At 64.2% G+C, this 18,863-nt stretch carries 19 protein-coding genes; 13 read left to right on the top strand and 6 right to left on the bottom strand.

The window, feature by feature from the left end:
• Nucleotides 1–8 precede the first annotated feature (8 nt).
• Nucleotides 9–1,421, top strand: a complete 1,413-nt coding sequence (locus BTO02_RS09045) for a LutB/LldF family L-lactate oxidation iron-sulfur protein (protein WP_075156753.1) — start codon at nt 9–11, stop codon at nt 1,419–1,421.
• Nucleotides 1,422–1,446: 25 nt separating this feature from the next.
• On the opposite strand, the gene BTO02_RS34215 is transcribed toward BTO02_RS09045, so the two are convergent.
• On the bottom strand, nt 1,447–1,923 hold the full coding sequence (locus tag BTO02_RS34215) for a hypothetical protein (protein WP_075156754.1): 477 nt from the start codon (nt 1,921–1,923) through the stop codon (nt 1,447–1,449).
• A gap of 276 nt (nt 1,924–2,199) precedes the next feature.
• On the opposite strand from BTO02_RS34215, the gene BTO02_RS09055 reads away from it, so the two are divergent.
• The 10 genes from BTO02_RS09055 (at nt 2,200) to iscX (ending at nt 9,288) form a co-directional block, all read left to right on the top strand.
• Nucleotides 2,200–2,436, top strand: coding sequence for a hypothetical protein (locus BTO02_RS09055; protein WP_075156755.1), 237 nt, complete (start codon nt 2,200–2,202; stop codon nt 2,434–2,436).
• Between the two features lie 22 nt (nt 2,437–2,458).
• A complete protein-coding gene (locus BTO02_RS09060; RefSeq protein WP_075156756.1) occupies nt 2,459–2,944 on the top strand; it encodes a low molecular weight protein-tyrosine-phosphatase in 486 nt (161 codons plus the stop codon).
• Nucleotides 2,945–3,134: 190 nt separating this feature from the next.
• The gene (gene iscR, locus BTO02_RS09065) at nt 3,135–3,668 is read left to right on the top strand and encodes a Fe-S cluster assembly transcriptional regulator IscR (RefSeq protein ID WP_075156757.1); all 534 of its coding nucleotides are present in this window, start codon (nt 3,135–3,137) and stop codon (nt 3,666–3,668) included.
• 102 nt (nt 3,669–3,770) lie between these two features.
• On the top strand, nt 3,771–4,994 hold the full coding sequence (locus BTO02_RS09070; protein WP_075156758.1) for an IscS subfamily cysteine desulfurase: 1,224 nt from the start codon (nt 3,771–3,773) through the stop codon (nt 4,992–4,994).
• 108 nt (nt 4,995–5,102) lie between these two features.
• Nucleotides 5,103–5,531: a Fe-S cluster assembly scaffold IscU gene (iscU, locus tag BTO02_RS09075; RefSeq protein WP_075156759.1), complete on the top strand. Its 429-nt coding sequence runs from the start codon at nt 5,103–5,105 to the stop codon at nt 5,529–5,531.
• A 117-nt stretch (nt 5,532–5,648) separates the two neighbouring features.
• Nucleotides 5,649–5,972: an iron-sulfur cluster assembly protein IscA gene (gene iscA / locus BTO02_RS09080; RefSeq protein WP_075156760.1), complete on the top strand. Its 324-nt coding sequence runs from the start codon at nt 5,649–5,651 to the stop codon at nt 5,970–5,972.
• A gap of 67 nt (nt 5,973–6,039) precedes the next feature.
• Nucleotides 6,040–6,567: a Fe-S protein assembly co-chaperone HscB gene (gene hscB, locus BTO02_RS09085; protein WP_075156761.1), complete on the top strand. Its 528-nt coding sequence runs from the start codon at nt 6,040–6,042 to the stop codon at nt 6,565–6,567.
• A gap of 160 nt (nt 6,568–6,727) precedes the next feature.
• A complete protein-coding gene (gene hscA, locus BTO02_RS09090; RefSeq protein ID WP_075156762.1) occupies nt 6,728–8,599 on the top strand; it encodes a Fe-S protein assembly chaperone HscA in 1,872 nt (623 codons plus the stop codon).
• Nucleotides 8,600–8,733: 134 nt separating this feature from the next.
• Nucleotides 8,734–9,075 carry an ISC system 2Fe-2S type ferredoxin gene (gene fdx / locus BTO02_RS09095; protein WP_075156763.1) on the top strand — a complete coding sequence of 114 codons (342 nt, stop codon included), beginning with the start codon at nt 8,734–8,736 and terminating at the stop codon, nt 9,073–9,075.
• A gap of 15 nt (nt 9,076–9,090) precedes the next feature.
• Nucleotides 9,091–9,288: a Fe-S cluster assembly protein IscX gene (gene iscX, locus BTO02_RS09100; RefSeq protein WP_075156764.1), complete on the top strand. Its 198-nt coding sequence runs from the start codon at nt 9,091–9,093 to the stop codon at nt 9,286–9,288.
• 109 nt (nt 9,289–9,397) lie between these two features.
• On the opposite strand, the gene BTO02_RS09105 is transcribed toward iscX, so the two are convergent.
• From BTO02_RS09105 to BTO02_RS09125, 5 genes are all read right to left on the bottom strand, one after another.
• A complete protein-coding gene (locus BTO02_RS09105; RefSeq protein WP_075156765.1) occupies nt 9,398–10,120 on the bottom strand; it encodes a glycine zipper 2TM domain-containing protein in 723 nt (240 codons plus the stop codon).
• Nucleotides 10,121–10,397: 277 nt separating this feature from the next.
• Nucleotides 10,398–11,924 carry a lysine--tRNA ligase gene (lysS, locus tag BTO02_RS09110; protein ID WP_075156766.1) on the bottom strand — a complete coding sequence of 509 codons (1,527 nt, stop codon included), beginning with the start codon at nt 11,922–11,924 and terminating at the stop codon, nt 10,398–10,400.
• 111 nt (nt 11,925–12,035) lie between these two features.
• Nucleotides 12,036–13,140, bottom strand: a protein-coding gene (gene prfB / locus BTO02_RS09115) for a peptide chain release factor 2 (protein ID WP_156883785.1) whose coding sequence is annotated in 2 segments (ribosomal slippage) — nt 12,036–13,058 and nt 13,060–13,140 — 1,104 coding nt in all. Because the reading frame shifts where the segments join, the coding sequence is not laid out codon by codon here.
• Nucleotides 13,141–13,331: 191 nt separating this feature from the next.
• Nucleotides 13,332–15,038, bottom strand: coding sequence for a single-stranded-DNA-specific exonuclease RecJ (gene recJ, locus BTO02_RS09120; RefSeq protein ID WP_075156767.1), 1,707 nt, complete (start codon nt 15,036–15,038; stop codon nt 13,332–13,334).
• Nucleotides 15,039–15,096: 58 nt separating this feature from the next.
• Entirely contained in the window at nt 15,097–16,308 is a 1,212-nt protein-coding gene (locus tag BTO02_RS09125; protein WP_075156768.1) for a regulator, read from the bottom strand.
• Nucleotides 16,309–16,852: 544 nt separating this feature from the next.
• Here BTO02_RS09125 and BTO02_RS09130 point away from each other — a divergent pair.
• Complete coding sequence (locus BTO02_RS09130; RefSeq protein WP_075156769.1) at nt 16,853–18,106, top strand: lipoprotein-releasing ABC transporter permease subunit; 1,254 nt, start codon at nt 16,853–16,855, stop codon at nt 18,104–18,106.
• A complete protein-coding gene (gene lolD, locus BTO02_RS09135; protein ID WP_075156770.1) occupies nt 18,099–18,848 on the top strand; it encodes a lipoprotein-releasing ABC transporter ATP-binding protein LolD in 750 nt (249 codons plus the stop codon). Before BTO02_RS09130 ends, lolD begins: the two co-directional genes overlap by 8 nt.
• The last annotated feature ends 15 nt before the right edge of the window (nt 18,849–18,863 follow it).

The following is an 18,863-nucleotide window of genomic DNA, read 5'->3' on the forward strand; positions in this document are numbered from 1 at the left end:
ACACCGCCATGCAAGTTCAATCGATGCACTTCAAGGCGCGCGCGGGCCAAAAGCTCGCCGACCAGCGCCTGCAGCAGAATCTGACGAAGCTCTCGACGAGAATCGTCGCGGCGCGCGCGCAGGTGATGACCGAGATCGACTTTCAGGCGACGCGCACGTCGCTGAAGGAGCGCCGCAATCGCGCGCTCGACAATCTCGATGTCTGGCTCGACACCTTCGAGCGCGAAGCGACGCGGCGCGGCGTGACCGTGCTGTACGCGGAGACCACACAGGACGCGGCGAAGCTCGTTGCCGACATCGCGCGCAAGCACGACGTGAAGAAGGTGATCAAGTCGAAGTCGATGGTCTCCGAAGAAATGCGCCTGAACGAAGTGCTCGGCAAGATGGGCGTGCAGTCGGTTGAAACCGATCTTGGCGAATACATCCTGCAGATCAATAACAACGAGCCGCCGAGCCACATCATCATGCCGGTGATCCACAAGGATAAGGAGGAGATCGCGGACCTGTTTGCGAAGACGCACAACAAGCCGCGGCTCACCGAAATCCCGCAGATGACGCGCGAGGCGCGCGAAACGCTGCGTCCGCATTTCATGTCGGCGGACATGGGCGTGACCGGCGCGAATTTCGTGATCGCCGAAACCGGCTCGATCGCCGTCGTGACGAACGAGGGCAACGAAGGGATGTGCACGGTGATGCCGCGCGTGCACGTTGCCGTGACCGGCATCGAGAAGGTGCTGCCGACGCTCGAGGATCTGGCCACCGCGCTGCGTCTGCTGCCGCGCTCGGCAACGGCCCAGTCGATGACGAACTACGTTTCGCTGCTGACGGGTCCGCGTCGTCCCGGCGACCAGGACGGGCCGGAGCATATGTATGTGGTGCTCGTCGACGGCGGGCGCACGGGGCTCATCGGCGGCGACTTCCAGGAGATGCTGCGCTGCATTCGCTGCGGCGCGTGCATGAATCACTGCCCCGTCTATCAGAAGGTGGGCGGCCATGCGTACGGCTGGGTTTATCCGGGGCCGATGGGGTCGGTGCTGACGCCAAGCTATGTCGGCATCGACAAGGCGCTCGATTTGCCGCAGGCGGCCACACTGTGCGGCGAGTGCAATAGCGTGTGCCCGGTCGGCATTCCGCTGTCCGACTTGCTGCGCAAGCTGCGCGAGAGACAGGTCGAGCGCCATTTGCGCCCGTGGCGCGAACGGTTTGGACTCGCCCTGTGGGGCTACTTCGCGCTGCATCCGGCCGCTTACGCGCTATTGACGAAGCTCGCCGTGCGCGTACTCGAGAAGGTCGGCGGCGAGCAGCGTTCGATCGGTCGACTGCCGTTTGGCGGCGGCTGGACCAATACGCGCGACATGCCCGCGCCGGTCGGCAGAACGTTTCGCGAACTGTACGCAGCGCAGCGCAGCCATCGGGGGTGAAGCCCGGTCGCGCGCCGGCCACCGGTCAGTGATTGGTCATGCGCGAGCCGTTGTTCGGCGAGACATTGACAGCCGGTGCGGCAGGCGCGCGCCCACCGCCGCGCGGCCCCTGCGGCGGCGGATGTCCGCCGCCGCCTCCCGCAGCAGGACCGCCGCCTCCGCCCGCATGTGGCGGCGGTGGGTTATTCGGCGGCGGACGTCCGCCGCCGCCGTGCCAGTTCCGTCCGTTATTCCAGTCGCCGCGATAGCCGCGCCCCCAGTACGGATCGCGCGATCCCGAATACCCGCCGAAGCCCAGATAAACGTTCGGCGGCGGGGCCGGCGCATAGCCGTAGCCATATGGAGGGTAGCCGCCGTAGCCATCGTAGCCGTCGTATACGCCGCCGTCGTAGCCATAGCCGCTGTAGCCGACCGGTGCGTTCGACGGATAGACCGCGCAGCCGCCGCATAGAGCGGCAACGGCAATGGCCGGGAGCAGGTAAAGGGAGGTGCGCGGTTTCATCGGATCAGTTCGCTTAACGATGCAGGGCAGATGCAAGTAAAGCTATCCTCCCACTTTGCATCGTTACCTTTGTATGTGTTTGTAAGGATTCCTTTCGCTGCTGGACTCAACGTGGAACATTCTCTTTACGTTGACATATCGCGCCGCATTGTTCGCGCCAGCAGAACGGTCTATTCCGCAGGGGTGGGTTTTTCCTGATGGTGGCCTTATCTATAATCTCAATCGGGCGAAGTGGGCTAATAGCCTGCAGCCTTGATCCATGGAGAGAACGCCATCATGAAAAAGACAATATCGATGTACTGGCCCCTGGCGATCGTTTTGCCGCTCGCAGCGGCCGCATTCCTGCACCTGTGCAGCAGTGCCGTGAAGCACGCGAGCACGGCGCCGCTTGCCGCAAGCGAAGTAACCGCCGAACTGGCGCGCACGGTGTCGTACGGATTCGTCGGCGACGACGAGGCGGCGTCGGCGCAGCCGATGCGCGCGAACGTCACGCTGCAGTCCCAGCCGCTGTAAGCCGTTCCGGCGCGACAACCCGATGAAAACGATCTCCGTATGCTTCGTCTGTCTCGGCAATATCTGCCGCTCGCCGACTGCAGAGGGCGTCATGCGATACGAGCTGGCCGAGGCGAAGCTGTCGGACCGCGTGACGGTCGATTCGGCCGGCACCGGGAACTGGCACATCGGCGAAGCACCGGACGAGCGCGCCCAGCTGGCGGCGCGCGGGCGTGGTTACGATCTGTCGCAATTGCGCGGCCGCCAGATCGCGGCCGCCGACTTCGAGCGTTTCGACCTGCTGATTGCGATGGACGATGCAAATGTCGCGGCATTGAACCGGATCTGTCCCCCGGCCTATCGCGACAAGATTCGTTTGCTGATGGAATTTGCGCCGCAAGGCGACGCGCGTGAAGTCGCCGATCCCTATTTCGGTGGGGCGAACGGCTTCGAGACCGTGCTGGATCAGTGCGAGTCGGCGTGCCGAGGGCTCGTCGCGGCGCTGCGCGTCCAGCTGCAGGTCGTCTGAGCGTCTGAGCGCCATCCGGCCGAACTTTGAAGCGCGCCCGAAAGCCGGAAGCCCGCCGCGGCGGCGGAACACGGCGCTTCGGCCCCAAAATTTTTAAGTAATTGGACAAAATTGAGACGGGATACTTGACTAAATAGCTCATGTATTTATACTTGAGCAAACTTGTCGAGAATTGCGGTTCCCACACATCATGAGACTCACCACGAAAGGCCGTTTCGCCGTTACGGCGATGATTGACCTGGCGCTGCGCCAGGAGCAGGGCCCGGTGACGCTTGCAGGTATTAGCCAGCGCCAGCACATTTCCCTGTCGTATCTCGAGCAGTTGTTCGGGAAGCTGCGCCGTCACGAGATCGTCGAATCCGTGCGCGGTCCCGGCGGCGGTTACAACCTCGCGCGGCGCGCGGAAGACGTCACGGTGGCGGACATCATCATCGCCGTCGACGAGCCGCTCGATGCCACGCAATGCGGCGGCAAGGGCACGTGCGAAGGCACGAAGCAGCGCGACGGCCACTGCATGACGCACGAGCTGTGGTCCACGCTGAACCAGAAGATGGTCGAATACCTCGATTCGGTGTCGCTGAAAGATCTGGTCGATCAGCAGCGCGCGCGCGAAGCAACGCCGGCCACCGTGCTGCGCGACAGGCGTTCGGAGGCCGCTGCGGTCGAGCCGACGCGGGTCCTGCCGAAAGGTCCGAATTCTGTTTTCAATATGGCTGGTTCCTGAGCGTGACGCAGGGCACCGCGACAAGGACGCATGAATAGCGTCCCGCGGCGTCCTCGCGCAAGAACCCAGTAGCCAAAAGCAACGATGTCCCCGGAGCGATTGATGAAAAACGACATTCCCCACCTGCCCATTTACATGGACTACAGCGCGACGACGCCCGTCGATCCGCGTGTGGTGGACAAGATGATCCCGTATCTGCGCGAGCAGTTCGGCAACCCTGCATCGCGCAGCCACGCATACGGCTGGGACGCGGAGCATGCAGTCGAGGAAGCGCGCGAGAACGTCGCCGCGCTCGTCAACGCGGACCCGCGCGAAATCATCTGGACGTCGGGCGCGACCGAATCGGACAACCTCGCGATCAAGGGTGCCGCGCACTTCTGCAAGGGCAAGGGCAAGCACATCATCACGGTGAAGACCGAGCACAAGGCCGTGCTCGACACGTGCCGCGAGCTCGAGCGCGAAGGTTATGAAGTCACCTATCTGGACGTGAAGGACGACGGCCTGATCGACATCGAAGTTTTCAAGGCTGCGCTGCGCCCCGACACGATTCTCGTGTCGGTGATGCACGTGAACAACGAGATCGGCGTGATTCAGGATATCGCGACGATCGGCGAAATCTGCCGCGAAAAAGGCATCATTTTCCACGTCGATGCCGCGCAGGCTACGGGCAAGGTCGAAATCGACCTGCAGAAGCTGAAGGTGGACCTGATGTCGTTTTCGGCGCACAAGACGTACGGCCCGAAGGGCATCGGCGCGCTGTACGTGCGCCGCAAGCCGCGCGTGCGCATCGAAGCGCAGATGCACGGCGGCGGCCACGAACGCGGCATGCGCTCGGGCACGCTGGCAACGCACCAGATCGTCGGCATGGGCGAGGCGTTCCGTATCGCGCGCGAAGAAATGGCGACGGAGAACGAGCGCATTCGCATGCTGCGCGACCGTCTGCTGCGCGGCCTGTCGCAAATCGAGGAAGTGTATGTGAACGGCGACATGGAAAGCCGTGTGCCGCACAACCTGAACATCAGCTTCAACTTCGTCGAAGGCGAGTCGCTGATCATGGCGGTGAAGGATGTGGCAGTGTCGTCGGGTTCGGCGTGCACGTCCGCGTCGCTCGAACCGTCGTACGTGCTGCGCGCCCTGGGCCGCAACGACGAGCTCGCGCATAGCTCGATCCGTTTCACGGTTGGCCGTTTCACGACCGAGCAGGACGTCGATTACGTGATCAACCTGCTCAATACGAAGATCGCGAAACTGCGCGACCTGTCGCCGCTGTGGGAAATGCATAAGGACGGCGTCGATCTGTCGACGATTCAGTGGGCTGCGCACTGAGGTGCGGCAAACGCGCGCCCGAAACGCGTGTCGGAAAAATAAACGCCGGAACGATCGCTGCGAGCGCACGCGAAACCGGCGGCTTGAAACGAATCAAGGAGTGTAAACATGGCTTATAGCGACAAGGTTCTGGACCACTACGAAAACCCGCGCAACGTCGGCTCCTTCTCGAAGGACGACGATGCGGTCGGCACCGGCATGGTTGGCGCGCCGGCATGCGGCGATGTGATGAAGCTGCAGATTCGCGTCGGCGCGGATGGCGTGATCGAGGACGCGAAGTTCAAGACCTATGGTTGCGGCTCCGCGATCGCATCGAGTTCGCTCGTTACCGAATGGGTGAAGGGCAAGACGCTCGACCAGGCGCTCGAGATCAAGAACACGCAGATTGCCGAAGAGCTGGCGCTGCCGCCGGTCAAGATTCACTGCTCGATTCTCGCGGAAGACGCGATCAAGGCGGCCGTCGCCGACTACAAGCACCGTCATGGCGGCGAAGCCGGCGAAAGCGCGGCGCCCGCGGGCGACAAGCAGGCGGCTTGAGATTCGGGATCAAGACTCAAGGTTTGAATGCAGGCAGGTCGCAGCGCGTCGCCTGGCAAGGTCAGGTTAACGCGGCAGGTAACGTCGCAAGCAACGCGCTGCGCAAAGAGAAACGCTATGGCAATTACGTTGACCGAAAAAGCAGCACAACATGTGCAGAAGTATCTTAGCCGGCGCGGCAAGGGCGTCGGGCTGCGAGTCGGCGTGCGCACGACCGGCTGCTCGGGCCTTGCGTACAAGCTCGAGTACGTCGATGAACTCGCGCCCGAAGACGAAGTGTTCGAATGCAACGGCGTGAAGGTCGTCGTGGATCCGAAGAGCCTCGCGTATATCGACGGCACCGAGCTCGACTTCGCGCGCGAAGGGTTGAACGAAGGCTTCAAGTTCAACAATCCGAACGCCAAGGACGAGTGCGGCTGCGGCGAATCGTTCCGCGTGTAAGCGGACCGGTAGGATCGAAAAGGCGGCCTGTGCCGCCTTTTTTCAATTCGACGGACAAAGTATTTTGATGGCATCGCTCAACGACAGTCACTTCGATCTGTTCCATTTGCCTGCGCAATTTGCACTCGACACGCAGGCGCTCGACGACGCGTACCGCACCGTGCAGGCGCAGGTGCATCCTGACCGCTTCGCCGCGGCCGGCGACGCGCAAAAGCGCATCGCGATGCAATGGGCCACGCGTGCGAACGAGGCGTACCGGACGCTGCGCGATCCGTTGAAGCGCGCGACCTACCTGTTGTCGTTGCGCGGCATCGATGTCGGCGCCGAAAACAACACGGCCATGGAGCCGGCGTTCCTGATGCAGCAAATGGAATGGCGCGAGCGCATCGAAGACGCGGCAGCCGCGAAGAACGTCGACGAACTCGATGCCTTGCTTGCCGAACTGCGCGACGAAGAGCGCGTGCGCTTCACGAAACTCGCCGCGCTGCTCGACAGCGGCTCCGACCAGGCGGCGAGCGAAGCGGTGCGGCAGTTGATGTTTATCGAGCGCGTCGCGTCGGAAATCGACTCACAGATCGGCAAGCTCGAAGATTGAGCGTGGCCGCGCAGCGATGAACCGAACTCGCGTACTGAAATGATCGACTCAAGTGACGAAGCGGCAGGCGCAACAAATAACCCTTAAGCCCATCGTCTCGACATCCCGCAAACACCAATAATCGAGCACGGGGCGCAACGTTCCCCGAAGAAGACACCAGATGGCTTTACTGCAAATCTCTGAACCCGGCATGGCGCCCGCGCCGCACCAGCGGCGTCTCGCGGTCGGTATCGATCTTGGCACGACCAATTCTCTCGTCGCCGCTGTGCGCAGTGGTGTGCCCGATGTATTGCCCGATGAGGAAGGCCACGCGCTGTTGCCTTCGGTGGTCCGTTATCTGCAGAACGGCGGCCGCCGGATCGGCCGCGCGGCGAAGGCCGAAGCGGCGACCGATCCGCGCAACACGATCGTGTCGGTGAAGCGCTTCATGGGGCGCGGCAAGAGCGAAGTAGAGGGCGCCGAGAACGCGCCGTACGACTTCGTCGACGCGCCCGGCATGGTGCAGATCCGTACGATCGATGGCGTGAAGAGCCCGGTCGAGGTGTCGGCCGAGATTCTCGCGACGCTGCGTCAGCGCGCCGAGGATACGCTCGGCGACGAACTCGTCGGCGCGGTGATCACCGTGCCCGCGTATTTCGACGAGGCGCAGCGCCAGGCCACGAAGGACGCCGCGCGCCTCGCCGGCCTCAATGTGCTGCGCCTGCTCAACGAACCGACCGCCGCGGCGATCGCATACGGGCTCGATAACGGCGCCGAAGGGCTTTACGCCGTGTTCGATCTTGGCGGCGGCACGTTCGACCTGTCGATCCTGAAGCTGACCAAGGGCGTGTTCGAAGTGCTCGCCGCTGGCGGCGATTCCGCATTGGGCGGCGACGACTTCGACCATGCGTTGTTCCGTCACGTGCTCGCGCAAGCGGGCGTCGCGCGCGACACGCTCACGCCCGAGGACGTCCGCCTGTTACTCGACACCGTGCGTTCGACGAAGGAAGCGCTGTCGGGCGCGGCGCAGGCGAAAGTCGACGTCGCGTTGGCGAGCGGCGTGCGCATCGATCAGACGATCGAAGAATCGACGTTTGCTGCAATCACCGAATCTCTCGTGCAGCGCACGCTCGGTCCGACACGCAAAGCGCTGCGCGACGCGAAAGTGACGCCGGCCGACATCAAGGGCGTCGTGCTCGTCGGCGGCGCAACGCGCATGCCGGTGATCCGCCGCGCGGTCGAATCGTTCTTCGGCCAGCCGCCGCTCATCAATCTCGATCCGGATCAGGTCGTCGCGCTCGGCGCCGCGATCCAGGCCGATCTGCTCGCCGGCAACCGCGGCGCCGATGGCGACGAATGGCTGTTGCTCGATGTGATTCCGCTGTCGCTCGGCGTCGAAACGATGGGCGGCCTGACCGAAAAGATCATTCCGCGCAATTCGACGATTCCGGTCGCGCGCGCGCAGGACTTCACGACGTTCAAGGACGGCCAGACCGCGATGGCGATTCATGTCGTACAAGGCGAGCGCGAGCTCGTCTCGGATTGCCGGTCGCTCGCGCGCTTCGAGCTGCGCGGCATTCCGCCGATGGCGGCGGGCGCGGCGCGGATTCGCGTGACCTATCAGGTCGACGCGGACGGGCTGTTGTCGGTATTCGCGCGCGAGCAGCATTCGGGCGTCGAGGCGTCGGTTGTCGTCAAGCCGTCGTACGGTCTCGCCGACGATGACATCGCGCGCATGCTCGAAGACAGCTTCAGCGCCGCCGAAGTCGATATGCGCGCCCGTGCGCTGCGTGAAGCACAAGTGGAGGCGCAGCGTCTGGTCGAAGCGACCGACGCGGCGCTGGCCGCCGACGCCGATCTGCTCGACGCAGACGAGCGCGGCGCTCTCGATACGCTGCTCGCCGCGCTGCGCAACGTCGCGCCAGGCAACGACGCGGACGCGATCGAAGCGGCGACCAAAGCGCTGGCCGCCGGCACCGATGAATTCGCGGCGCGCCGGATGGACAAGGGCATTCGCCGGGCGCTCGCGGGCCGCAAGCTCGACGAGATCTGAACCTCGCGCGACATCACGAGGCGCGTGCGAAAATCGCCCGCGCTGTCAGTAAAATAACGAAGCTGCTGCCGGGCGGCATCCGGGTGCGAAGCTCGCTGAGCACGCAAAGCCGAACGGCGTCAAACGGAATCTCTATGCCTCAAATCGTTGTATTGCCTCACGTCGAACTGTGCCCCGAGGGCGCGGTCATCGACGCCGTGCCCGGCAAAAGCATTTGCGACACGCTGCTCGAGAACGGCATCGAAATCGAGCATGCGTGCGAGAAGTCATGCGCGTGCACGACATGTCATGTGATCGTGCGCGAGGGCTTCGATGCGCTCGAGCCGTCGGAGGAAGCCGAAGACGACCTGCTCGACAAGGCGTGGGGGCTCGAACGCGAGTCGCGGCTGTCGTGTCAGGCGATCGTGCCGGAAAACGACGACCTCGTCGTCGAGATTCCGCGCTACTCGATCAATCACGCGAAGGAAAATCACTAACAGGAGCATGCAGCCATGAAGTGGACCGATACGCAGGACATCGCGATGGCGTTGACGGACAAGCACCCGGATATCGATCCGCAGCAGGTGCGGTTCACGGATCTGCATCGCTGGGTGATGGAACTCGACGGTTTCGACGACGACCCGAACCGCTCGAACGAGAAGATTCTCGAAGCGATTCAGGCGGCGTGGATCGAGGACGCCGATTACTGACCGGCGCCCCGGTCCGCGCCGGTAAGACGTAACGCGCCGACACGCGCGAGGCAAATAAAAAGGCGATTCCCATGGGAATCGCCTTTTTGCATGGAGGCGGCTTGACCGGCTAACCCGCGACCAGCGTACCGTTCTCGATTCGTACGCGCTCGCCTTGCTGGAACGGCGGCGGCTGATGATACGTGAAGTAGCGGATATGGCCGTTTTCCATGCGCACCCGTACCGAGTAGCTCGTGGTCGTGCGCAGATGCTTTTCGACCGAGTTGCCGGCGAAACCACCGCCAAGCGCGCCGAGCACGGTCATCGCGGTCCGTCCGCCGCCGCTGCCGAACTGGTTGCCGATCACGCCGCCCGCGACTGCGCCGCCGACCGCGCCGATACCCGTGCCGTGGCCTTCCTGGCGGACTTCCGAAATGGCGATCACCGTGCCGCAACTCGAACACACGGCGGGGCGGGGCGCCGGTTGCGGCGGTGCGTACTGTTGCGGCTGCGGCTGCGTTTGTGGCTGAGGCACCGGTTGCTGCCCGTATTGAGGCTGAGCTGGCGGCTGGGCCGGAGCAGGCGCCGGCTCGGCTTGTTGCGCGGCCTGCTGTTGCTGCTGCGCATACTGCGCCGGATTGGCCTGCTGCGCGGTATCGACGACGGGTTGCGAAGCGATTTGCGCGGATTGCGTCTGATTCGATTGCGCGCTGTCGCCCGACGCTTTCGGGAACAGGCCCGTGATGGCGGCCGTGGCCGCGAGGCTGGCGACGATAACCGCGCCCGCTGCGGTAGCGATCAGCGGATGCAAGCGGCGCGGTGACGAAGATGGTGTGTTGTTCGGGTTGTCCATGTTTGTCCTCCGTCTTGGGCAGAGTCGACCATTGATGATGCGTACAGTGTCCGACAACCGCCCGCAGGCATGGTTTCAATTTGTAACGTGTTCTGTATCGAATGAACGGCCGCATAGCGTGCATCCAATGCAGCGTCTGCCGCGTCGCCGCACTTCTTACCGATAGTTACAATCGATCAGCAAGCGATGCACAAAAGACAACGCCCGCCCAGGCGTCAAAGCCACAGGCGGGCGTTTCGCTATGCCGCAGTCGTGCCGCAGTCGTGAAAGCGCGCGTTCAGTCTTCGCGCCGCAGATGCGGGAAGAGAATCACGTCGCGAATGCTCGGGCTGTCGGTGATCAGCATCACGAGCCGGTCGATGCCGATGCCGCAGCCGCCGGTCGGCGGCATGCCGTATTCGAGCGCGCGAATATAGTCGGCATCGTAGTACATCGCTTCCTCGTCGCCGGCGTCCTTCTGATCGACCTGTTTGCGAAAACGCGCCGCCTGGTCCTCGGGGTCGTTGAGCTCCGAGAAACCGTTGGCGATTTCGCGGCCGGTGATGAACAGCTCGAAGCGCTCCGTAATGCCTTCGACCGAATCCGACGCGCGCGCAAGCGGCGATACTTCGATCGGATAGTCGATGATGTACGTCGGCTCCCACAACTGCGCTTCCGCCGTTTCTTCGAAGAGCGCGAGCTGCAGCGAGCCAAGCCCCGCGTTCAGAAACTTCGGCTCGTTCGTGTCGACGCCGAATTTCTTCACTTCCGCGCGCAGGAATGCCGCATCCGACAGTTGCGCCTCGGTGTATTGCGGTGCGTGTTTCAGAATGGCCTGCGTGATCGTCAGCCGGTGGAACGGCCGGGACAGATCGAGCTCGCGCCCCTGATAGCTGATCGTCGCAGTGCCGAGCGCATCGATCGCGGCCTGACGAATCAATTGTTCGGTGAAGTCCATGAGCCACGTGTAGTTCGTGTACGCGGCGTAGAACTCCATCATCGTGAATTCCGGATTGTGGCGCGGCGACACGCCCTCGTTACGGAAATTCCGGTTGATTTCGAACACCCGCTCGAAGCCGCCGACGATAAGCCGCTTCAGATACAGTTCCGGCGCGATGCGCATGAACATCTGCATATCGAGCGCGTTGTGATGCGTGACGAACGGCTTTGCCGCAGCGCCGCCCGGAATTGGGTGCAGCATCGGCGTTTCGACTTCCATGAAGTTCGCGTCCGACATGAAGCGGCGGATCGACGAGATGGTCTTCGTGCGCGCGGTAAAGGTCTTGCGTGTTTCCGGCGTGACGATCAGGTCGACGTAGCGCTGGCGGTAGCGCATTTCCTGATCGGCGAGGCCGTGGAATTTGTCGGGTAGCGGCCGCAGTGCCTTCGACAGCAGCCGCAGTTCCGTGCAGCGCACCGACAGCTCGCCTTTGTTCGTGCGAAACAGCACGCCGCGCGCGGCGACGATGTCGCCGAGGTCCCATTTCTTGAAGGCTTCGTACGTCGCTTCGCCGACGTCGGCGGGCGTGATGAAGAACTGGATCTGGCCCGACCCGTCCTGCACCGTCGCGAAGCTCGCCTTGCCCATCACGCGTTTGAGCATCATCCGGCCGGCGAGCGCGACACCGAGTGCCTGCGCTTCGAGCGCTTCCTTGTCGGTGTCCGCGAACTGCGTCTGCAGTTCGGCGGCGTGGTGGGTCGGCTGGAAATCGTTCGGATAGGCGACGCCTTGCTCGCGCAGCGCACGCAGCTTGTCGCGGCGTTCGGCGATGATCTGGTTGTCGTCGTCGGCCGCGGCGGTCGTCTGGGTCGTCGGTTCGGTCATGATGTTGGTCGGTATGCGGGGAAGCTGGCGGGCGCGCCGTGAAATCATTCGATTGCACCCGCGATCGAAACACGCGGCACGGTTTTCATGCCGTGCCGTGAATGCTGCAATTCAAATACCCTGTTTCAGGCTCGCGCTGATAAACGCATCGAGGTCGCCGTCGAGCACGCTCTTCGTGTTGCTGATTTCGACGTTCGTGCGCAGATCCTTGATGCGGCTGTTGTCGAGCACGTACGAGCGGATCTGGTGACCCCAGCCCACGTCCGATTTGCCCGCTTCGAGCTTGTCCTGCTCGGACTGGCGCTTGCGCATTTCCGCTTCGTAGAGCCGCGATTTCAGCATGGCCATCGCTTCGGCGCGGTTGCGGTGCTGCGAGCGGTCGTTCTGGCACTGCACGACGATGCCGCTCGGCATGTGCGTGATGCGCACCGCCGAATCGGTCTTGTTGATGTGCTGACCGCCGGCGCCCGATGCGCGGAATGTGTCGATGCGCAGATCGGCCGGATTGATGTCGATTTCGAACGAGTCGTCGATTTCCGGATACACGAATACCGACGAAAACGACGTATGGCGGCCACCCGACGAATCGAACGGCGACTTGCGCACGAGGCGATGGATGCCCGTTTCGGTGCGCAGGAAGCCGTACGCGTATTCGCCTTCGACCTTGATCGTCGCGCTCTTGATGCCGGCGACGTCGCCTTCCGATTCTTCGAGCACTTCGGTCTTGAAGCCCTTGCGCTCGCAGTAGCGCAGATACTGGCGCAGCAGCATCGATGCCCAGTCGCACGCTTCGGTGCCGCCGGCGCCGGCCTGGATGTCGATGAACGCGTTGTTCGGGTCGGCCGGGTTCGAGAACATCCGGCGGAATTCGAGGTCTTCGATGCGCGCGGTGAGCTTCGCGACATCTTCGTCGCACGAGACGAGCGTCGCTTCGTCGTTTTCTTCGCGCGCCATGTCGAACAGGTCTTGCGTGTCGCGCAAGTCGTTGTCGAGCGACGAAAGGACGTCGACCACGCCTTCGAGCAGCTTCTTTTCCTTACCGAGCGCCTGCGCGTGCTGCGAGTCGTTCCAGACGTTCGGGTCTTCGAGTTCCCGGTTGACTTCGACGAGCCTTACTGCTTTGGCATCGTAGTCAAAGATACCCCCGTAGCTCGCCTGCGCGCGTGCGCAGGTCGGCCAGAGAGGCTTCGATCGCGTTGAGACGTTCCGCTTCCATGTCGAGCTTTTGATTCGCCAAAAGGTGAAATTATAGCCGATCGACGGCCCGATCCGGCCTGCGCGACGTGGAATCGGGCCGGATTTTCAGCGGATTTCGCGTGTCCGTCACGCGAGGTGGCTGGGCTTTGGCGCGGCGCGTTGGGGCTGCGCGTTGGGGTTGCGCGTTGGGGCCGCGCGTTAGGGCCGCAATTATCCGAGCGCGTGCTCGACGATCAGCTGCACGCGCGACACGCCGTTCCAGGTGTCGCGCGTGAGCCGGTAGGCAACGGTCGCGCGCGCCGGCAGCGTATCGGTGTGGTTGAACCAGATCGCGTTGAAGCGCTGGCGGCCGCGCATCAGTTGCAGCTTCAGATGCTTGTCTTTCACGAGTGCCTGCGACATCACCTCGAATTCGCCGGAAAAAAGCGGTGCCGGAAAGCCCTGTCCCCAGACCGCCGCTTCGAGCATCTCGACGAATTGCGGCGTGAAGTAGGCATCTTCGAGGTCGCCGTCGGTCTCGACCGTGCGCGCGAGCGCGTCGTCGGAGAGCCACTCGCGGCCGACCGCTTCGAAGGCGGCTGCAAAGCGCGGCAGGTCGGCGGACGCAAGCGTCATGCCGGCCGCCATCGCGTGACCGCCGAAGCGCACGATCAGATCGGGCTCGCGCTTCGAGATCAGATCGAGCGCATCGCGCAGATGAAAGCCCGCGATCGAACGGCCCGAGCCTTTGATCATCGTGCCGCTGTCGTCGGCGAGCGCGAACGTGAAGGACGGACGGTGGAATTTCTCCTTGAGGCGCCCGGCGACGATGCCGATCACGCCCTGATGCCAGCTCGCATTGAACAGTGTGATGGTCGTGGCGCCGGCCGGATCGATCGCCGCCAGATCGTCGAGCGCCTGTTGCTGCATGCCGGCCTCGATTTCGCGGCGCTCGCGGTTCATCGTGTCGAGCTGCTGGGCAAGTTGCCAGGCGCGGCCGACGTCGTCGGTAATCAGGCATTCGATGCCAAGCGACATGTCCGCAAGGCGTCCCGCCGCATTGAGCCGCGGGCCGAGCGCGAAGCCGAGATCGAAGCCCGATGCGCTGCGCGCTTCGCGGCCGGCCGCGCGAAACAGCGCGGCGATGCCGGGCTGCATGCGGCCGTTGCGGATCCGTTGCAGGCCTTGCGCGACGAGCACGCGATTATTGCCGTCGAGTTTCACGACGTCGGCGACCGTGCCGAGCGCGACCAGATCGAGCAGTCCGTCGAGGCGCGGCTCGGGGCGCGCGTCGTTGAAGGCGCCGCGCTTGCGCAGTTCGGCGCGCAACGCGAGCAGCACGTAGAACATCACGCCGACGCCTGCCAGGCTTTTGCTCGGAAACGCGCAGCCGGGCTGGTTCGGATTGACGATCGCGCGCGCGGCGGGCAACGCGTCGCCGGGCAGGTGATGGTCGGTGACGAGCACGTCGATGCCGAGCGCGTTCGCCGCGGCGACGCCGTCGACGCTCGCAATGCCGTTGTCGACCGTGATCAGCAGATCGGGCTTGCCGCCCGCGCGCGCAGCGGCGAGCGCGACGATCTCGGGCGTGAGGCCGTAGCCGTATTCGAAGCGGTTCGGCACGAGGTACTCGATCTGCGCGCCGAACATGCGCAAGCCGCGCACGGCAACGGCGCAGGCGGTCGCGCCATCGCAGTCGTAGTCGGCGACGACGAGCATGCGGCGGCCTGCTTCGAGCGCCTCGGCGAGCAGCGCGGCGGCCTTGTCGCAGCCGTGCAGCGCGGCCGGCGGCACGAGGCGCGCGAGACCCGTTTCGATTTCATCGGGCAGGCACACGCCGCGTGCGGCGTACAGCCGCGCCAGCACCGGATGCAGACCGTGACGGGTGAGGGCTTCGGCGTCGGCGGGCGGGCACGCGCGGGTAACGATGCGGATCATGCGGTGACGGCGAGGCCGGCGCGGCCTGCGAATAGAAGGGTGATCATTCGAAGGGCGATCATTCGATGAAAAGCGAGGCGAACAGGCGCCGCCGCCAGAACTTGCGCAGATCGCCGCGCGTCACGGCGAGCGTGACCGAGCCCGTGTCGCCACACAGCGTGAGACCGAGTTCGGCGAGTTCGCCTGCTTCGAGCGCGGCGAGCGCGGGGGCGAACCAGTCGCGCTCGAGCGCGGCGAAGGCGGTGTTCCAGCTGGCCCAGTCCTGCGAGAGGTAGGGCGTCGAAAACGGATCGAGTTCGACGAGCGTGGCGGATCTGGCATCGGTCGACGCACCGGCTGCATGCGCTTGCGCCTGCAGCATTTGCGCGAACGATTGCGCGGGCGCGCCGACGGCCGCATGCGCGGCGAGCGCGAGACCGCGCGTCGCCACGGCATCGGACAGCACACGCGCGAACGGACTCGTTACCGCGCGCGCGACGCCCTGCGCGTGAAACCAGATCGAGTTGACCGCGGGCAGTCCGCGCGCTTCGCGTGCTTCGTTGACCGGATGTTCGAACCAGGCCATCTGCACTTCGTTCTGCAGCTTCATCCATGCGCGCGAGCGTTCGCCGCTGTGCGCTTCGTGCGGCAGCCAGATCTCGATGTTGCGGCCGCTCGCGCGCAGCGGCGATGCGCCGGCGAGCGTGCTGAATTCGTTGCTCGACAGATACCAGCGCGACGGTTGCGGCGCTTCGATGCGTACGCCGAGCTCTTCGATCAGCGGACGGGCGAGGGCGAGCAGCGTCGCCGCATCGTCGTCGGAAAGCTCGAGCGATGCGGGGTCGATCAGCACGAGGTGGTCGTGCGCGATGCGCACGTGGACCGGCTGCACGCAGGCCCAGCTTGCCGTGCCCGGATCGCCGCCGTCGGCGAGCAACATGTAGGGGGCGAGCGGGGCTTCGTCGTCGGCGGAGCCGGCCGCGCTTGAACGCTCGCTTGTACCCGCGCTTGAATCCGTGCTTGAACCCGTGCTTGAACCCGTGCTTGAACCCGCGCTTGAACCCGCGCTTGAACCCGCTAATGCGCCGAACTGGCGCGCCACCCATCGCTCATGCGGCAACGTTCGCTGGAAGTCCTCGCCGATCACGCGCTCGACGAGGGTCGCGCGGGCGACGAGCTTGTCGAAGGCGGGCGTCTGAAGGTCGTGCAGGGCGGTGGAGGCGTCGGCTGCGGACGGCAGCGCGAAAGGGATGAGCAGATGAAGGCGGGTGACGGGCATGATGGTGCGCATTGTAGGGCAATCTGCGGCACCGATCGACGCTTTGGCATCCCGCTGCTGCGCAGAGCGCTGCTTCGGAGGGAGGGCGAAACGGCTTCCTCGGTTGAAGGAAGCGCAACGGGCGCCCACTTGAGAGGCGCTGCGCATGCCACCTGCAGTCGAGCGAAAATCCCGACGCGGAGCGCCGTACGGCACACCTCGCGCGTCTTACCGGCTCCTCATCTCGAAATAGCTCGCCAAGCGTCTCTTCGGCCGATTCGGCGGCAATGTATGGCAAACTTCGCCGTCGCTTTGTCGTCGATTCGAGGGCGCAAGGCTGAAGATTGGTCGGCGTGGCGTGCGCGATCCACCGCGACGCTGAACCATCCGTCATAATTCGCGCCAAACCACTACGCAGTAGGGCGTGGCCTGCACACCGTAAGGAATCTTCGGTTTCCGTGAATCGCGATAACCGGACGCAGCCGGAAGGAAGCAGCCGGAATCGAATAGTTCCTCGCCCACGGCATTGGCGCGCAGCCGAACCCCGCAGTTGCATAACCCGCAGACAAGGACTCGCTTGAAACTTCCGTACGAATGGCAGATCGGCTGGCGTTACACCCGCGCCGGCAAACGCACGACCGGCAACGGCTTTATATCGTTCATCGCGCTCGTGTCGATGTCGGGCATTGCGCTCGGCGTCGCGGCGCTGATCGTCGTGCTGTCCGTGATGAACGGCTTTCAGAAAGAGGTGCGCGACCGCATGCTGTCCGTGCTCGCCCACGTCGAAATCTTCTCGCCGGCCGGGTCGATGCCCGACTGGCAACTGACCGCGAAAGAAGCGCGCCAGAACAAGGAAGTGATTGGCGCCGCGCCATATGTCGAAGCGCAGGCGCTGCTCACGCGCCAGGATGCCGTCAGCGGCGTCGCATTGCGCGGCGTCGATCCGTCGCTCGAACCGGAGGTGTCCGACATCGGCAAGGAGATGCGCGCGGGCCGCCTCGCGGACCTGATCCCCGGCGACTTCGGCATCGTGCTTGGCGCGGACCTCGCGGCGAGCCTCGGCGTGACGGCCGGCGACAAGATCACGCTCGTTGCGCCCGAAGGCACGATCACGCCGGCCGGCATGCTGCCGCGCTTGAAGCAGTTCACCGTGGTCGGCGTGTTCGAGTCCGGGCATTACGAATTCGACAGCACGCTTGCGCTCATCAACATTCGCGATGCCGAAGCGCTGTTCCGACTACCCGCGCCAACGGGCGTGCGCTTGAGGCTCAAGGATATGCAACGCGCGCCGCAGGTCGCGCATGAACTCGCGCGCACGCTCTCGGGCGACCTGTACATTCGTGACTGGACGCAGCAGAACAAGACATGGTTCTCCGCCGTGCAGATCGAAAAGCGCATGATGTTCATCATCCTCACGCTGATTATCGCGGTTGCGGCGTTCAATCTCGTGTCATCGCTCGTCATGACGGTGACCAACAAGCAGGCCGACATCGCCATCCTGCGCACGCTCGGCGCGCAGCCGGGCTCGATCATGAAAATCTTCGTCGTGCAGGGTGTGACGATCGGGTTCGTCGGCACGGCGATCGGCGTCGCGCTCGGCTGTCTGATCGCGTGGAGCATTCCGTGGCTCGTGCCGATGATCGAGCACCTGTTCGGCATCCAGTTTCTGCCGCCGTCGGTGTACTTCATCAGCGAGCTGCCGTCCGAACTCGTGGCCGGCGACGTGATCAGGATCGGCGTGATTGCCTTCGTGCTGTCGTCGCTTGCGACGCTCTATCCGAGCTGGCGCGGTGCGAAGGTGCGCCCGGCGGAGGCGCTGCGCTATGAATGATCGTCCGAACCCACAAGCCATGCTCAACTCCGGCAATACCACCGATCGTTATCCTTACGTACTCGAAGCGAACAGCATCTCGAAGGCGTTCGTGCAAGGCGGCCTCAATGTGCCCGTGCTCAGCAATACGCGGCTCTCGGTGCGGCGCGGCGAGAAGCTCGCGATCGTCGGCGCGTCCGGTTCCGGCAAGAGCACGCTGCTGCACGTGCTAGGCGGCCTCGACGATCCGAGCGCCGGCGAAGTGTCGCTGCTCGGCAAGCCGTTCACGAAGCTGTCCGAGCGCGAGCGCAACGATCTGCGCAACCGCGCGCTTGGCTTCGTCTACCAGTTCCATCATCTGCTGCCGGAATTCAGCGCGCTCGACAACGTCGCGATGCCGCTGCGCATTCGCCGCATGACCACTGAAGACGCGCGTCGCGAAGCGCTCGCGATGCTCGAGCGCGTCAACCTCGCGCATCGCGCGAGGCACCGGCCCGGCGAGCTGTCGGGCGGCGAGCGGCAACGCGTCGCGATCGCGCGCGCGCTCGTCACGAAGCCCGCCTGCGTGCTCGCCGACGAGCCGACCGGGAACCTCGACAGCGGCACGGCAGACACGGTGTTCAATCTGATGCTCGAACTGTCGGGCACGTTCGAGACAAGCTTCGTGATCGTCACGCACGACCAGGATCTGGCCGCGCGTTGCGACCGGGTACTGCGTTTGCGCGAAGGCGTGCTGTACGAGGAGCCGCCGGTTCCGCTCTGAGCGCCAACGCCAACG

It is taken from the genome of Paraburkholderia sp. SOS3, assembly GCF_001922345.1.
GTDB lineage: Bacteria > Pseudomonadota > Gammaproteobacteria > Burkholderiales > Burkholderiaceae > Paraburkholderia.

Excerpts from the sequence above, each read along its gene's own strand:
- BTO02_RS09045 (WP_075156753.1), top strand. The coding sequence starts at position 9 with ATGCAAGTTCAATCGATGCACTTCAAGGCGCGCGCGGGCCAAAAGCTC.
- BTO02_RS34215 (WP_075156754.1), bottom strand. The coding sequence starts at position 1,923 with ATGAAACCGCGCACCTCCCTTTACCTGCTCCCGGCCATTGCCGTTGCC.
- BTO02_RS09055 (WP_075156755.1), top strand. The coding sequence starts at position 2,200 with ATGAAAAAGACAATATCGATGTACTGGCCCCTGGCGATCGTTTTGCCG.
- BTO02_RS09060 (WP_075156756.1), top strand. The coding sequence starts at position 2,459 with ATGAAAACGATCTCCGTATGCTTCGTCTGTCTCGGCAATATCTGCCGC.
- iscR (WP_075156757.1), top strand. The coding sequence starts at position 3,135 with ATGAGACTCACCACGAAAGGCCGTTTCGCCGTTACGGCGATGATTGAC.
- BTO02_RS09070 (WP_075156758.1), top strand. The coding sequence starts at position 3,771 with ATGAAAAACGACATTCCCCACCTGCCCATTTACATGGACTACAGCGCG.
- iscU (WP_075156759.1), top strand. The coding sequence starts at position 5,103 with ATGGCTTATAGCGACAAGGTTCTGGACCACTACGAAAACCCGCGCAAC.
- iscA (WP_075156760.1), top strand. The coding sequence starts at position 5,649 with ATGGCAATTACGTTGACCGAAAAAGCAGCACAACATGTGCAGAAGTAT.
- hscB (WP_075156761.1), top strand. The coding sequence starts at position 6,040 with ATGGCATCGCTCAACGACAGTCACTTCGATCTGTTCCATTTGCCTGCG.
- hscA (WP_075156762.1), top strand. The coding sequence starts at position 6,728 with ATGGCTTTACTGCAAATCTCTGAACCCGGCATGGCGCCCGCGCCGCAC.
- fdx (WP_075156763.1), top strand. The coding sequence starts at position 8,734 with ATGCCTCAAATCGTTGTATTGCCTCACGTCGAACTGTGCCCCGAGGGC.
- iscX (WP_075156764.1), top strand. The coding sequence starts at position 9,091 with ATGAAGTGGACCGATACGCAGGACATCGCGATGGCGTTGACGGACAAG.
- BTO02_RS09105 (WP_075156765.1), bottom strand. The coding sequence starts at position 10,120 with ATGGACAACCCGAACAACACACCATCTTCGTCACCGCGCCGCTTGCAT.
- lysS (WP_075156766.1), bottom strand. The coding sequence starts at position 11,924 with ATGACCGAACCGACGACCCAGACGACCGCCGCGGCCGACGACGACAAC.
- recJ (WP_075156767.1), bottom strand. The coding sequence starts at position 15,038 with ATGATCCGCATCGTTACCCGCGCGTGCCCGCCCGCCGACGCCGAAGCC.
- BTO02_RS09125 (WP_075156768.1), bottom strand. The coding sequence starts at position 16,308 with ATGCGCACCATCATGCCCGTCACCCGCCTTCATCTGCTCATCCCTTTC.
- lolD (WP_075156770.1), top strand. The coding sequence starts at position 18,099 with ATGAATGATCGTCCGAACCCACAAGCCATGCTCAACTCCGGCAATACC.